The organism is Sphingobium sp. B12D2B, from assembly GCF_025961775.1.
Classification (GTDB): domain Bacteria; phylum Pseudomonadota; class Alphaproteobacteria; order Sphingomonadales; family Sphingomonadaceae; genus Sphingobium.
This window is the reverse complement of sequence record NZ_JAOQOH010000001.1, coordinates 3171442-3186396: the sequence shown is the minus strand read 5'-3', so window position 1 is coordinate 3186396 and position 14955 is coordinate 3171442. Positions and strand designations below refer to the sequence as shown.

The window sequence follows — 14955 nt, the reverse complement described above, 5'->3', positions numbered from 1 at the left end:
CCGCATTCCTATAACGGTCCCTCAACCTCCAATTGCGCAGGATCGAGTACGCATGGCCAATGGCTGGGCGCTCGAGGGCGCTGTTCAGAACCAAATCGAGGACAGCGTGAAAGACGCGCTGGCAACAGCGCGTGCTCGTATGCCGGCAGGTTCGGGTCGCGCCGATTGTGAGGGAAGGTGGAGAGCCAATCCCGCAGGCACGCCGCGAAGCTCTGCCCGGTGCCCGGACATGCGTGGCCTGCCAGTCTGGCCGCGACAAGCACCGGGCTTTTTCCTTGCATCAACCGGCGCGGCAGTAAGGATAGCCAACTGCGCTGATGGTGAGCGGTCAAAATCTCACGCCATCGGGGCACTGCTGGCCGCAGTCGCCAATTTAGCAAACATTTAGCGTACAAATGCTGGAGTTCAGAAGCGGCCGTTCATTAATAACGTAAATGTCGTTTCGCCAGAATTGTAGCGTCCCCATTACCGGATGATCGGTTATTGATGGGCATTGCCGGCATGAAATCCTCAAATTTCAGATATGTACCAAATCGGGGCAGTCTCAATCCCGCGATAGCGGAGCCAAATCAGCCCCCCACGCATTGTGGTTAACGCGCATGCCATACAATGGTGGGTTGAGGGGGAGGAATGGTCACGATATCGAAGACCGAGGTGGCCGCAGACCGCATATTTGCAGAGCCGGACGGTGGGCGCCCGATCGATCAGGACGGACAATCTGACCGGGTTGCAGACGATCTGGACTGGATACTGAGCAAGTTCGCCGGTCGCGTCTTTGCGGATGAGGCGGTTCTTTCCCTTCATCGCGACGATAATAGCCCAGAGCTGCTTGCGCGAGTGAGCCCCAACCGCGCCTTGCTCTCCGATCCGCACTTGGCGGTTGCGATCGCCTGCCAGGATACCGACGCGCTTCATTATACCGGCCAAGGTGCGCGTGTTGCTTGGCACGAACTGACGCAGGTCGAGGAAGCGAAGCGTGCTATGACCTTGGCCGTGGCAGAACATGGTGGGCTGCGCCTGATCCTCACGGCGCTTTACCGCCATGCCAACATGGTCCAGCGGCTCGCCGCCGAGCAGATGGCCAAGAAGCTGCAGCCCGTGCTTGCGGGCTATTTTCGTCTCTGGCTGCATGCGCGAAGCCAGCAGCGGGCCTTGATCGCCTATAAGTCGGCGCTCGACCTGAGCGACGTGGCGATTATCATTCTTGACGGCCATGGAGCGGTGATCGGCGAGAATGCCGTCGCCACGCTGATGTTCCAGAAGCGGGATGTCGTGCACAAGTCGCGCTATTCCCTTGTTGCCGTCAATCGCGGCGAGACCACGAAGCTGCACGCGGCCATGGACCATGCGTCGCACGATGGCGAAGCGGTGCTGATCAGCCTGAGCCGGAAGAATTATCGCCGGCCTCTCATGGCCCTTTTATCGCCGACATTCACGCGCCCGGAAATTTCTGCGGATCCCTCTTTCGTTCTGTGCATTTATGATTCGGACACGAACGTGACCTTGGCGCTCCAGCGCTGTTGCGACGCCTATCGGCTCACCAAGACCGAGGGTCAGCTGGTCCACCATCTGGTTTGCGGCCTCGCGCTGAGTGATGCTGCCGCCCAGATGAAAATAGCGGATGCCACAGCCCGAAGTTATTTAAAACAAATCTTCGGAAAAACGGCCACAAACCGGCAATCTGATCTTATCAGGGTGATGTTATCGAGCATTGCCCGAACATCATTGGGTCATTTCTCGACGCTCTGATTTATATCCAGATTCCCCTATAACTATTGTTAGGCTTGCGCTCGTCTTCACAATTATCACGTTCACCCCCAAATGAGGGTTACTCATACAGCGCTATGAGGGGGGAAGAGATAGTTTGGTGGGGGTGAAGGTTAATTCGCCGTTAACCTATTCAGGGTGGGTCTCCGCGGAGGCGGAGTCGATGCGTCGATCGGGGAAAGCCCCGAGGGCGGCGTGGGAACCCTGAAAGGACGACAATCGATGAAAACTCTACTGATCACGGCCTCGGCCGCCGCCCTTATCGCGGCATCCCCTGCGCTGGCGCAGGACGGCAACACCATCAGCGATAGCGGCAACAACAGCTGGATGGCCGAATCCACCACCAGCGACAGCGGCAACAGCGCCTGGACCGCAAACACGTCCACGAACGTGGCCACCAACACGGATAACAGCGTTGCCGACAGTGGTAACGATATGTCGAACAACTCGGTCAACACCGCCGACAGCGGCAACACGATGACGTCCGACAGCGGCAATTCTGCCTGGACGGCCAACACCACCACGAACACGGACAACAGCGTGGCGGACAGCGGCAATAGCGCCACCACAACCACCACCAGCGACAGCGGCAATTCGGCATGGACCTCCAATGCCACCACCAACACCGACAACAGCGTCGATGTGGCGGACAGCGGCAACGACATGTCGAATAACTCGGTGAACACCGCCGACAGCGGCAACACCACAACCACGACGAGCGACAGCGGCAACTCGGCCTGGACGTCCAACGCCACGACCAACACCGACAATAGCGTCAATATTGCCGACAGTGGCAATGACATGTCCGACAACAGCCTCACTGTCTCCGACAGCGGCAATGATATGTCGAACAACTCGGTGAGCACCGCCGACAGCGGCAACAGCGCCTGGACGTCGAACACCACCACGAACACGTCCACGGACAATAGCGTCGCCGATAGCGGCAACGACATGTCCAATAATTCGGTGAACACGGCCGACAGCGGCAATGACTCGTCCACGCATGACATGTCGGACAACAGCTCCGCTTCGGGCGCGCAGGTTGCGGCCAACAATGGCGGCACGGCAACCGACAGCCGCGACATGTCCTCTCAGGATGACAGCTCGACCAACACCGTTGCCAGCAACAACAGCTGGGAAGACAATTCGGACAATTCCGATCACAGCTGGGCCTTCAGCGGCGGTGATACCGCAGCCGGTTCCGCCAAGTCGGATTCCGTCTTCGGTGACAGCGCCCTGGTCGCCAGCGCCAACCTCTCAAGCTATGTCACGGGCGTGAGCGTCAGCTTCGACGGTCGTGGCGGCGAGTCCCCGGTGGCTGATAACAGTATCCGCACGGGTGGCAGCGCATTCCAGAACTTTGCTGGCATGCAGGCGGTCAACCAGAACACCGGTGTTGGCGCATCGCAGAACGCGTCGGTCAGCGTGGCGGTCTCCGCGGGCGACATCACGCTTCGCTAAGCCTCTCCAACTGGCCGGCGATCTCCACCGCCGGCCAGTCTTTTCACATCGTAAAGGGAGAGGATGCATGAACCGATTTCTATTCCGCCGGGCATGGCTTGTGACCTTGTCGGGCAGTTTTGCCTCGGCTGCCCTTGCGCAACCGCCATTTGAAGGCGCGGCGCCGCCCGTCGACGTCGCCACGCTCGAGCAGGTGACGGGCCGCGCGGATCTCAACCAGATCGCCCAGTCCGAGCATGTCGCCGCCGTATCGGACAGCAGTGTGAGCGGCAATTCCGTGACCGGGGCGGTGGCCATCGATGGGAACGCATTCCAGAACCTTTCCGGCCTCGCGATCATCAATGCCAATTCCGGCAACAACGTCGCGATCAATGCTTCGATGAACGTCAACATCGCCCTGCTGCCCGCACAATAATGGCGCGCATGCTCCTTGCCGCACTCATGCTGCTCTCCGGCTGCAGTGCGCAGGTGAGCGGAGGACCGACGTTCCAGCTCGGAGCGGCGGGTCTTGGAGATGTCGCGCCGCCTGTCACGTCGTTCGAGGACCGGCGATTTTTGACGGTTGTTCGGCAGCAATATGATTTCAGTTGCGGTTCGGCTGCGCTCGCCACGTTGCTGACTTATCATTATCGCCGGAGCAGGGCGGAAGCCGACGTGTTCAACGGCATGTGGCGCGTGGGAGACCGTGCGCAGATTACCCGGCTCGGATTTTCCTTGCTCGACATGAAGCGCTATCTTGCCAATGCCGGCCTCAGCGCGGACGGATACAAGGTCTCGCTCGATCAGGTCGCTGCGGCAGGCGTGCCCGGCATCGCGTTGATCGAGGCGAACGGCTACCGCCATTTCGTCGTGGTCAAAGGCATCAGCGCGGAGGAGCTGCTGATCGGAGATCCGGCGCTCGGTCTGCGCACCATGTCGCGACCCGCGTTCCAGCGCGCTTGGAACGGCATTTATTTCGTGATCGGCGAGGATACTGCGGTGGGGCGCAGCGCCTTTAATGGGGATCGGCAGTGGGCGGCCTTCTCCCGCGCACCGGTCGGCGCCGCATTCGTTCAGCCGCTCAGCCAGCAAGCACTGGCTTTGACTGCGCCCTTCATGAGGGACTTCTAGCCATGAACCGCCATCTCATCTCGGCCGTTGCAGCAGTTGTCCTCTGCAACCCCGTCTTCGCGCAACCGCCGGTCGAGGGACACGAGCCGGTTGCGGAGGATGTTCTTGCCGAAAGCCGCGGCAAATTCCTCCTCCCCAACGGTGTGGAAGTCGCCATGGCCGTACAGACCGATACGAGCGTCGACGGGCAATTGCTCCTGCGCAGTGTCTTCACCGTCGATCAGGGCGCGCCGCGCCTTGCCATCTACGCGCCACAGTCGACAAGGCAGCCCGATGCGCCAGGCACCAGCGGCCCCTCGCAACACGCGGGCAACCCGGGTGATGTCTGGGTCAGTTTCGACCGCGAGAGCGGTGTCTCGCTCGTCGAGCGGAGCTATCGTCCGAGCGTCGGCGCCGTCACCGTGAGTACGGGCGAGCAGGCGGAGATCGGCCTCAGCCCCGATGGATCGACACCACTCCCGCTAGGCCCGGGCGATCGCGCGCAGACCCAGAACGGCACGGTCGGGCTCGACCGGCTAGGCAGCGGTTTCAAGGTGACCTTGTCGAAGCAGGATCTGGAGGTCAGCCACGTGTTTGGGCAGGCCTTGGGCAGTGTGCTCCTCAACAGCGGTAACAACCGTGCGATCGAGACCAGCACGACGATCAACCTCGATCTGATGAACGCCACGCCCGCGACCGTCGGCTCGGCCATGCCGAGGATCGACAGCATGGCGCTTGACGCGACGCGGGATCTTATTCGTTGAAGGAAGGACACAAATGACCAGAATAGGTCGGCTCCTGGGGGGAGTGGCAATGCTTGGCGGCGCACTGGCTGCATCACCGGCATGGGCCCAGCCAACGGGCACCGCGCTGCCACAGTCGAGCAATGCTAGCCCCGAACTGAAGCAGGCGCTCAGCCTCATCGCCCGGCAGCAACAGCAGTTGGAAGCGCAGGAGGCGCGCATTCGCGCGCTGGAGCAGCGCCTTGCCATGGATGCGCAACCAAGTGGCGCAACGGCGGCGCCATCGGCAGCAAATCCGCCGCAAACTGTCCAGTCCGCCAGCAACGCTGTCCCGCCGCCGCGCGCGCCCAATGGTGCGCCCCAGGCCCCGGCTGGCCCCGTGGGGGAAGCGCCACCGGATATCGATCGCCCGCCCGAGGTCGCGGTGCTGGGAGAGCAAGGCAGCGTCGTGACCCGGCGCGGTCAGCTCACCGCCGAGCTTCAGCTCGATTATGCGCGGGCCGACCGCAACCGTGCGCTTTTCCGCGGCATCGAAGTGGTTGAGTCCGTGCTCGTTGGCGTGTTCGATATCAACGAGAGCCGGCAGGACGTGCTCACGGCATCCGCCGGCCTGCGTTATGGGCTCCTCGGCAATGTCGAGATCGGCGCCCGTCTTCCGTTCGTCTATCGCAATGACAAGTCGGTGCTGGCCCCGATTCAGGGCACGACGGGCGATCCCGATGCGGCGACCATCGATAGCAGCACCAGCGGCCGGGGGATTGGCGACCTTGAGCTGTCGGCGCGCTATCAGCTGAGCTCTGCGCGGGGCGGCTGGCCGTTCCTGATCGGCAATTTGCAGGTTGTGGTGCCCACCGGCACCGACCCCTTCGACATCTCTCGGGATACGCTGGGCCGCGCGACCCGTGCGGCCACGGGGTCCGGCTTCTGGGGCGTGACGCCGAGCCTGACCGCAATTCTGCCCAGTGACCCCGCCGTCCTGTTCGGCTCCATTGGCTACACCCGCAATTTCGGTCACGGGGTCGATACGGTCATCCCGCCGGTGCGTATCACCTATGTGAAGCCGGGAGACGCGATATCCGTCAGCATGGGGATCGGCGTATCATTGAACCAACGCACCTCGTTCAACCTGGGTTATGCGCACAGCTGGTCCTTCGGCACGCGCACCACGCAGCGCCTGCTGATGCCCACGATGGACTGGGGCGACCCGCAGGTGCAGACGGCGCGCGATCTCCAGATCGGCCGCCTGCTGTTCGGCGTAAGCTACCGCGCGACGGACCGCACGACGCTGAACTGGTCGGTCGAGGTGGGGGCGACCGAAGACGCCACCGATCTGCGCACGGTGCTGCGCATCCCGTTCGTGTTGTCGAGGGGCAGGTGACGCCGCGGAAAGTAGTTGGCGAGACGATCGCATTTTTCGGGAGCACGGCCAGGCACCGCAGCTATCCAGTGATAGATGAAGAAGGGCGGTTGCTCGGTCTGGTATCGAGATCCGACGCGCTGCGCTGGCAAGTTGAAAGCGCACCGGGAGACGTGGCTTTGTCTGATGTCGTTTCGGATGCGTCACAGCCCTTTACAACCGCGTAGGCACCGGTTGGTGTGGTGGCCGATCTCATGGTCTCGACGGGCGTCGGGCGTGTTCCGATCATCGACCCGATCACCAGCAAGGTGATCGGTATTCTATCGCGACACGATTTGTTGAAGGCGCGACGGATCGGAAATGAGGCGGAACGCACCCGTGGCCGTTAAAATGACTTAGCACTGATCGAACGTCCGCTGTCGGGATGCACAGTTCCGAAGCCAAAGTCTCGAATTGGGTCGGGTCTCTCAGGGCGGGCTGAAACGTCCCGAATGACTGCTATTGGCTGGAGCAGTCGTTCAAGTAGGCCGACCCCAACGACCGGCTTTGATCGACTGTCGCAGGAAGCGAACGCGGATCGTGGGACATTGCAATCAGCAGTGGATCATCTATTTGGTGTCAAATGCATTCGATACCGCGCCTCTTAAACCTGAAGAGCGAGTATTGATTGCCTACCTTCGGGAAGTAACGAGTGCAGTAATGCTTTGCCGCCTGGAAGGCCCGTGAGCTGGGATTAGAGCAGCGCTGCTGACAGACGACACCTAATTCATCGAACCGCTGAGCCGCTTTCCACAAATTCGTGAATTACTCGCCCAGGACCGTTGAAACGTTCACGATTTGATCTACATCTACTCTGGGGAAGCACAACCGGGGGTAGAGAGCTTGAGTATCGCGGACACAGGGGGCTTGAGCATTCCAAGGTCGTGGCCATATCAGCAGATGATGTGAAGTCGAGTTGCTAGTGGCCTCAGTCGGCGAAAGGGCTCACTCCCGCGAGATCTTCTCAACAGCAGTGTCAGACACATCAAGATCGCGTCTTGCGCGTCGACGCTCCATTGTGCCTGAAACCCGGTCGCCGAGCATCCTGCAGGCCACATAGAAGATTGGCGCAAAGATGAGGCCGAGCAGGGTCAGGCCGATCATCCCGTAGAAGACGGCTGTTCCCAGCGCTTGGCGCAATTCCGCACCGGCGCCCGTCGCAAAAGCGAGGGGGACCACGCCGGCGATGAACGCGAAAGACGTCATGAGGATCGGACGCAGGCGGATGCGCGCGGCGATGATCGCGGCTTCCCGGGAGGACAGGCCCTCATCCTCGGCCTGGCGTGCAAATTCCACGATCAGAATTGCGTTCTTCGCCGCAAGGCCAATCAGCACCACCATGCCGATCTGCGTGAGAATATTATTGTCCTCGCCTCGCAGGTTCACGCCCAGAATGGCGGAGAGCAGGCAGAGCGGTATGATCATGATGATCGCGAGCGGCAGCGTCAGGCTCTCATAAAATGCCGCCAGCGCGATGAACACGAAGATGATCGCCAGCCCGAAGGCAAGTTCACCGCTGCCGCCCGCAACACGCTGCTGATAGGCCAAGTCCGTCCACTCGAAGCCAAAGCCTGCGGGGAGGCGCTGAGCGGCGATCCGCTCCATCGCTTCCATCGCCTCGCCGGAGGAATAGCCCGGCGCTGCCTCGCCCTGAATATCGGTCGATGGATAGAGATTGTAGCGCTGAACGCGATACGGCCCGGTCGAGGGCGTGAGCTTAGCGACCGCGTCGAGCGGGACCATCGTGCCGGACGCCGAGCGCGTTTTTATCTGCCCCAGCAGGTCCGCATTCTCCCGATAGGCCGGGTCCGCTTGCGCAATCACCTGGAAGCTATGGCCAAGCAGGGTCATGTTGTTGACGTAGGAGCCCGCCATGTAGGTCTGGAGCGCGGCATAAACATCCTGGCTTTCCACACCGAGCATCTCGGCCTTATCGCGGTCCACCTCCACCGCGATGCGCGGGCTGCGCATGTTGAAATTAGTGAAGCTCTGGGAAATGGCGGGCTCTTCAGCGGCCGCCGCGGCGAGATCGCGTGTCACAGCATCGAGCGCCGCGTAGCCGTGCCCGCCACGGTCCTCCACCATGAGGCGGAAGCCGCCCGCCGTGCCAAGGCCGCGCACCGGTGGCGGCATGATGAGACGAATGTCCGCCTCGGTCATGCTCGAGAAGCGCTTGCGCAGGTCGGCGACGATGACGTCCGCGGTCAGTCCCTTGGGCAACCGCTCGCTGAACGGCTCCATGATGGCATAAAGCTGTCCGGCGCTGGACTGGACGGACATGCCCATCGCATCCACGCCCGCATAGACGGAGGCTGCCTGAACGCCCGGTGTCTCCAGCATGACATCGATGGCCTGCCGCACGACGGCATCGGTGCGTGCAAGGCTGGCGCCGGTCGGCAGATTGATCGCGACGACGGCGAGGCTCTGATCCTGCTGAGGCACGAAACCGCGCGGCGTGTCATAGAGCCGCCAACCGGTGAGCAACAGCAAGCCGATATAGAGGATGAAGACGAGGCCCATCATACGCAGCAAGCGCCGTGTGAGCCTTCCATAGCTTTGACCGAAGCGGTCAAACATCATCGTAAAGCGCTCGCCGCTCCGGTGCAGCCAACGCATGATGGCGGTGCGCGGCGGGACACTGTCATGCTGGCGCAGTAGCAGCGCGCACAGGGCGGGCGAGAGGGTAAGCGACACGATGAGCGAGATGACGGTTGCGGCGGTCACCGTCAGTGCGAACTGCTTGTAGAATTGCCCCGTGACGCCACCCATGAAGGCGGTCGGCACGAACACGGCCACCAGCACCAGCGCGATGCCGATGAGCGCGCCCCCCACCTCATTCATAGTCCGATACGCCGCCTCGCGCGGGGAAACGCCGGCGCGAATATGGCGCTCGGCATTTTCCACCACGACGATGGCATCATCCACCACGATCCCGATGGAAAGAACCAGCCCGAACAGCGAGAGGTTGTTGAGCGAGAAGCCCGCCGCCGCCATGACAGCGAAGGTGCCGACTAGCGAGATGGGTATGGCCAACAACGGGATGATGGCGGTGCGCCAGCTTTGCAGGAACAATATGACGACGATCACAACGAGAATGACCGCCTCGACCATCGTGTCGCGTAACTTGTTCACGGAATCGCTGATATATTGGCTGGGGTTGAATACGATCCGGTAGGAAACGCCGGGCGGGAAACTCTTGGCGAGTTCCTTCATCGTCTCGCGAACGGCGGTGGCCGTCTGGAGTGCATTGCCGCCCGATGCCTGCGAAACACTTAGGGGATAGGCTTCTCCCTGATCGAGATAGGCGTTGATCGAATAGGTCTGTGCGCCCAGCTCCACCCGCGCAATGTCGCCGATGCGGGTGACGCGCCCTTGCGCATCGCGTTTGACGATGATTTGCTCGAACTCTTTGGGCTGGTTGAGCTTGCTCTGAACATTCAGATTATATTGGGTAGGGCCGGGATTTTGGCTCATTTGCGCGCCGCCAACCGTTCCCGCCGCAAGCTGGATATTGTTGCCGCGCAGCGCCGCCAATATCTCTTGCACGGTCAGGTCGCGCGCGGCTGCCTTGTCCGGGTCGATCCAGATGCGCATGGCATAATCACGTGAAGCGAATGTTCCGACATCGCCCACGCCGGGCAGGCGGAGCAGCCGTTCGCGCACCTGCATGGTTGCGTAGTTGGCGAGATATTCGCGATCGATACTGGGTGAAGTCGACAGCATGTGGACGATCATCAGTGTGTCGTTCTGCGCCTTGCGCACCGTCACGCCGAGATTTTGCACTTCCTGCGGCAGCTGGGGCAGCGCGGTCTGCACGCGGTTCTGCACCTGCACCTGCGCCAAATCAGGATCGGTGCCGATCTGGAAGCTGATGTTGATCGTCACGCGGCCATCCGCAATCGCGGTCGAACTCACATACAGCGTGTTGTCCACGCCATTGATCTGTTGCTCCAGTGGGGCTGCAACGGTGTCCGCCATAACCTCGGCAGACGCGCCGGGATAGACGGCGGTGACGCTGACCACCGGCGGCGAGATTTTTGGATATTGGTCGACCGGCAAGCGCCAATAGCTAATGATGCCGACGAGCAGAATGAACAGCGACAAGGCGCAAGCAAAGATGGGTCGCGCGATGAAGAAATGCGAGAAGCTCATCCGCGCGTTGGCGGCGCTCACTTGGTCGCTCCCGGTGCGGGCCGCTCAGGTTCGATCTTGCCTAGCTTGGCGACGACCTTCTGCCCCACTCGCGCGCGCTGCATGCCGGCGATGACGACCTGCTCGCCGGGCGCGAGGCCGCTGCGGATCACCCGCAGGCCGTCCGCTATATTGCCCAGCTCCACAATGCGCTGGGCAATCAGACCATCCTTGCCGACGACGAATACGGTCGGACGGGTCTGATCGACAATGATCGCCTTCTCTGGAACAAGCAGTGCAGGGCTAGGCGCGCCCAAAGTCCAGCGCATCCTCCCAAACATGCCGGGCGTGAGCAAGCCGGTGGGGTTCTGTACGAGCGCTTGTCCGCGGATGGTGCCGGAGCTTCGATCGAGCGCATTGTCCAGCATCTCGATCTGACCGGCCCAACTGAACTCGGTTTCATCCTCAAGGCGGATCTGCACGACAGCGCCACTCTCACGAGCCCGGCGGAATTGCAGGAAAGCACGCTCCGGCGCATCGAACACAAAGCGCATGGGGTTCTGTGTCATGATGGTGGTGAGCAAGGTCTGCTCGGCCGAGACCAGATTGCCTGCTGCAAGCCTGCGATAGGATGCCCGCCCGCTTGCTGGCGCCGTGATGCGCGTGAACGAGAGATCCAGCGATGCGGCCTGCGCGACGGCGCGGGCGTTGGCCAGCTCAGCGGACGCCTGCTCCCAATCAGCAAGGCGGGTATCGACCAGGGACTGGCTGATGAAGCCATCGCCGATCAGGGCAGTCGCGCGTTTATAATCAGCCGAGGTTCTGGCGAGCGCCGCTTGCGCACGGGCGACGCCGGCGCGGGCTTGCGCCAGTCTTGCGGCGAAGGGCCGTTGATCGAGCGTGAAGAGCAATTGTCCGCGCGTGACGGACTGCCCGTCCTTGAAGTGGACCGATTGCAGCAAGCCAGAGACTCGCGGACGCACATCGATGGCGTCCACCGCTTCAAAACGTCCTGCATAATCTACCCAATCGGCCACATTGCGGCTGAAGGGTTTTGCGATAATGACTTGCGGTGTAGGCGGCGGCGGTGGCGCTTTTTCCGAGCAGGCAGCCAAAGCGTGAAGGGCAAAAGCGATTAGAAAAGTGCGCTGGTTGCGGGGGAACTGCGAGATAGCAATCCTGCGGCAATGCCATTCCTCAGGTCGCGCTACCGCGCTGTGGCTCCCCCTCATTCGTCCATCCCCCCGCGCAGACTGCAAAAATATTGTTTTCCAGCGCTTATATCCGTTCGTCCTAGCAGCACCTCATAGTAGACGAAAGCAACTATTGGCCTGCGAATGAGCGCCCTGCAACTTCTCGATCTGAGGGCTTTTCTGACGGTTGTGCTGGCGAGCACGTCCTGCATCAGATCTTTCACCTCACCAACGGGCACGCGCCTAGCGAAATAACGGTGCCAGGCGCGGTTGCGCAGCGCGACGCGCTCATCCTCCAAAATGGGCTCGCACCTTTCCTGCACCTACGCTATCTCCGCCAGAGGTCAGATCTCACTGTCTCCTAAGAGCGGAAAGGCGGCCAACCCCTCATGTTGAGCGTGCATCAGAAGCATCGGTCAGCACTGTGTCGGTGTCTCGGCCCAATGGTAATAAGGCGCTGGGCAGGGGAACTGGCACCTCATTGACGTGATATGTTTGCGCGTCCTGCCCGTCGGAATGAAGAGGCCCGAACGACTGCTATTGCTTGGAGCAGACGTCCGTTACGCCGGATCTGAACGACCAGGTTTGGTCGGTTGCCGCCAACATAGCCGTTGTTCAGCACGCTTCGCTTGAGTGTCGGAGCCGGACATTCGTTAGTGGGGAGGGCCCTAGCTGGATTTGCGAACATATCTGACGCTCATGCGAACAAATGCGTGACCTCTGCGTCAGGCATGAGAGCGCCAACCAGTAGAGAACGGTGACAACTCTCTGGGTTGCGCTCGAAACAAAGCAAGGCGGTAGGCATCTCGTTCACGAGGTCGCATAACTGCGCTCCTTGCGCGATTGCTTCGGGCAGTTCCAGCTGACCAGCATAAACCTCGGCCAAGCGAGCATGATCGCCTTTTCTCGCAGCTTCGCGGCCTGCAGGGGGCGTGCCAAGAGCCTTAAATCCGACATAGGCAATATCCGCCTCTCGTAACCCGGCCGCCAAAATATTCTTCGAAAAGCCCGGTCGGCGGGAAAGCGGGACTGCGCGAACGTCAGCGACGCATTTCACGCCGGCACCAAGCAAAGCGGATACAAACTCCGCCTGGGTCGCACCTTCATATCCGATCGAAAATATCCTCATTCTCTGTAGATAGGAAGCGCGGCGGTTATAGCTATGGTAAGACTTGGGATGGTCGCCTCCCGCCCCAATTTCGACATTCAGACCGTTGAACGATCATCCCGAAAGCGGCCATTCGTTCAGTCCCGTTTTTAATGCCGCGAACTGGGACTTTCCTGCCGTAAGCAACAGAGCTTGTGGATGGCAGATATGAGGCGGACAGCGGACATTCTGAAAAACTGTCAGCACCAATTGGGAGTGCAACAGGCTAGACCGAAAGCGAACTAGCAACATTCGATTGCGGATTTAATAGAGCCATTATTCGGGCAAAACTGTGCAGATAAGCGCAGCCTAGAGCTGTAAGACTAGGCCACATGTGAATTTTTCTGGTTGGCGCAGCTGATTCTTTATCGCCCCTCGCTATAAGCCTTTTGACGCGCCAGACGTTCTGCATAAGCGCGGATCGGCCCTTCGAGTGGCTGCAGTAGCTCGTGAAAGCCATCATGCAACCGCTGCGCCATGCGATCGAGGCCACTGATCAGCCGGTGAACGTCTTCCAATCTTTCCGATATGTGCTGCTTTAGCCGCACGCTCGTGTCGCCCGACGCATCCAAATAGGCGTGATCGACCTCGCCGCCCTTATGCTCATAGATGTGCCGGCGCAGGAACATGCGCTTGAGAAACGTGACCTCTTCCGCCGCAAGGCCTGTAAGCACGTTAATATCGAACCACTGGAGCACATCGTCGATAGCACCGAGATCATGGAAGCGGCCGCGCTGCAGGCGTTCGCTCCGTCGCTTTGACAGAGGCACGAGATGAAGGAATTGCTTGGTGTATTGGCCGACAAGATTATCGAAGGCCGACACCGCGTCCCGCACCGCGTTGCTGCTCTTGTCCGCTGTAGATGTCGCGCGCAATGCGGCCATGTCCGATCGGAACATTGCCAGATCGTTACGCGTGCCGCAGGCAGAGCAATAAGCGAAGCGCCCGATAACATCGTTATATTCGTCACAGGCCGCGCAGTTGAATTTGTGCTGCTGGCTCTCCTCGGACACATAGAAGGCGGGTTTTTCACCTTCCTGACCGGCGGCATCGGCCACGGCGTCCATGTCGATGGTGATGCTGCCATCCTGATCGGCATCCAGGGCTTCGGTCAACGCGTGGCAGAAATGTGCGACATAGCGCCGCTGGGCTTCCGAAAGGAAATTGAAGGGCTGATCCTGAAATCGGCAGTAGGGGCAGAGTTGCGGCCATGGCCCGCTGCGCCAATAGCCACTGCACGTGGGGCAGTGGTGGCCGAATTTGCCGCGGCTGTCCGAGCCGATCATGATCATGTAGCAGCCGCCAACGGGAGGCGGGTCTTGCTGGTCGCCGATCCCGCCGAGATTGGCGGACGCGATGGGAATGCCCTGCTGGAGCGCCCAGACGGCGATCATGGACATGGGGTTGGGACGTGAGCCGCTGTAGGTCTGCTGATACCCCCGCCGCCCCTGCTCATCCGTCATGATGTTGACGGTGATCTTGCCCCCCGAATGGGCGATTTCTTCAAATTCCGTCATCGCGCTCCTAGACCGTCCCAAAACTCAGAGTCTCCGATGCAGATGATATAGCACGGCTTTAGCACAAGCTTACGTCTATCTCGATTGGAACGACTGAGGTTGGGGTCGGCAGCCGACAATGCTCCGCCCAAGCAGCAAATGGCGGCTATTGCGGGTTCTCTTCCCGCAACCCGCCCGGCGGCTCTTGGCGGATGAGACGTTCGTTGCTCTGATCGGGAACGACTGGGTCTGGTCGAAGGCAGTCATAGCGTTCATCGCTTCGGAATGTCCGCTTTGGCTCGATCAGCAGTTAAAAGCTGCCCGTCAGGACTGTCCGCAAAAGCAGTCGCGAAACTCTGCTCCCAAAGCAGGTGTGCGATCCGGCTGAACGAACAGCTGCTTTCCTCATTGCTGAGGGCGCACATTCGACTGGACTTGTTCTGCACACCGAGCATTGGTGCTGGTCGAGCCGCTGGAAAGAACTGTGGATATGCCCTGCCGGCTTGGTCGACAGGGCTGTGGGTGGTGGGAG

The 14955-nt window shown here is 60.7% G+C and carries 12 protein-coding genes and 1 pseudogene; 9 read left to right on the top strand and 4 right to left on the bottom strand.

All coding sequences use genetic code 11. The annotated features are described in order from the left end of the window. Positions 1-52 precede the first annotated feature (52 nt). From M2335_RS15040 to M2335_RS15000, 9 genes and pseudogenes are all read left to right on the top strand, one after another. Positions 53-318 (top strand): annotated as a pseudogene (locus M2335_RS15040) (DksA/TraR family C4-type zinc finger protein). A gap of 312 nt (positions 319-630) precedes the next feature. Continuing rightward, a complete protein-coding gene (locus tag M2335_RS15035; RefSeq protein WP_264595196.1) occupies positions 631-1749 on the top strand; it encodes a helix-turn-helix transcriptional regulator in 1119 nt (372 codons plus the stop codon). A gap of 240 nt (positions 1750-1989) precedes the next feature. Further along, entirely contained in the window at positions 1990-3228 is a 1239-nt protein-coding gene (locus tag M2335_RS15030) for a hypothetical protein (RefSeq protein ID WP_264595195.1), read from the top strand. A 67-nt stretch (positions 3229-3295) separates the two neighbouring features. Further along, the gene (locus tag M2335_RS15025) at positions 3296-3643 is read left to right on the top strand and encodes a hypothetical protein (protein WP_264595194.1); all 348 of its coding nucleotides are present in this window, start codon (positions 3296-3298) and stop codon (positions 3641-3643) included. Positions 3644-3651: 8 nt separating this feature from the next. Continuing rightward, on the top strand, positions 3652-4338 hold the full coding sequence (locus M2335_RS15020; protein WP_264592659.1) for a C39 family peptidase: 687 nt from the start codon (positions 3652-3654) through the stop codon (positions 4336-4338). Between the two features lie 2 nt (positions 4339-4340). Further along, positions 4341-5081, top strand: coding sequence for a hypothetical protein (locus M2335_RS15015; RefSeq protein ID WP_264595193.1), 741 nt, complete (start codon positions 4341-4343; stop codon positions 5079-5081). Between the two features lie 13 nt (positions 5082-5094). Next, positions 5095-6438 carry a transporter gene (locus M2335_RS15010; protein WP_264595192.1) on the top strand — a complete coding sequence of 448 codons (1344 nt, stop codon included), beginning with the start codon at positions 5095-5097 and terminating at the stop codon, positions 6436-6438. After that, positions 6435-6644 (top strand): CBS domain-containing protein, encoded by a 210-nt coding sequence (locus M2335_RS15005; RefSeq protein ID WP_264595191.1) that lies wholly within the window; start codon positions 6435-6437, stop codon positions 6642-6644. The genes M2335_RS15010 and M2335_RS15005 overlap by 4 nt, the downstream gene beginning before the upstream one ends. A gap of 12 nt (positions 6645-6656) precedes the next feature. Beyond that, entirely contained in the window at positions 6657-6806 is a 150-nt protein-coding gene (locus M2335_RS15000; protein WP_319801203.1) for a CBS domain-containing protein, read from the top strand. Positions 6807-7401: 595 nt separating this feature from the next. Here the strand turns inward: M2335_RS15000 and M2335_RS14995 are convergent. From M2335_RS14995 to M2335_RS14980, 4 genes are all read right to left on the bottom strand, one after another. Continuing rightward, complete coding sequence (locus tag M2335_RS14995; protein WP_319801202.1) at positions 7402-10629, bottom strand: multidrug efflux RND transporter permease subunit; 3228 nt, start codon at positions 10627-10629, stop codon at positions 7402-7404. Next, complete coding sequence (locus M2335_RS14990; RefSeq protein ID WP_413716150.1) at positions 10626-11702, bottom strand: efflux RND transporter periplasmic adaptor subunit; 1077 nt, start codon at positions 11700-11702, stop codon at positions 10626-10628. The genes M2335_RS14995 and M2335_RS14990 overlap by 4 nt, the downstream gene beginning before the upstream one ends. A gap of 775 nt (positions 11703-12477) precedes the next feature. Next, complete coding sequence (locus tag M2335_RS14985; protein ID WP_264595188.1) at positions 12478-12909, bottom strand: DUF488 family protein; 432 nt, start codon at positions 12907-12909, stop codon at positions 12478-12480. Positions 12910-13292: 383 nt separating this feature from the next. Next, positions 13293-14444 carry a hypothetical protein gene (locus tag M2335_RS14980; RefSeq protein ID WP_264595187.1) on the bottom strand — a complete coding sequence of 384 codons (1152 nt, stop codon included), beginning with the start codon at positions 14442-14444 and terminating at the stop codon, positions 13293-13295. Between the last annotated feature and the right edge of the window lie 511 nt (positions 14445-14955).

Bases quoted from the DNA above. Each gene is read 5' to 3' on its own strand.
- M2335_RS15035 (WP_264595196.1), top strand. From the start codon at position 631: ATGGTCACGATATCGAAGACCGAGGTGGCCGCAGACCGCATATTTGCA.
- M2335_RS15030 (WP_264595195.1), top strand. From the start codon at position 1,990: ATGAAAACTCTACTGATCACGGCCTCGGCCGCCGCCCTTATCGCGGCA.
- M2335_RS15025 (WP_264595194.1), top strand. From the start codon at position 3,296: ATGAACCGATTTCTATTCCGCCGGGCATGGCTTGTGACCTTGTCGGGC.
- M2335_RS15020 (WP_264592659.1), top strand. From the start codon at position 3,652: ATGCTCCTTGCCGCACTCATGCTGCTCTCCGGCTGCAGTGCGCAGGTG.
- M2335_RS15015 (WP_264595193.1), top strand. From the start codon at position 4,341: ATGAACCGCCATCTCATCTCGGCCGTTGCAGCAGTTGTCCTCTGCAAC.
- M2335_RS15010 (WP_264595192.1), top strand. From the start codon at position 5,095: ATGACCAGAATAGGTCGGCTCCTGGGGGGAGTGGCAATGCTTGGCGGC.
- M2335_RS14985 (WP_264595188.1), bottom strand. From the start codon at position 12,909: ATGAGGATATTTTCGATCGGATATGAAGGTGCGACCCAGGCGGAGTTT.
- M2335_RS14980 (WP_264595187.1), bottom strand. From the start codon at position 14,444: ATGACGGAATTTGAAGAAATCGCCCATTCGGGGGGCAAGATCACCGTC.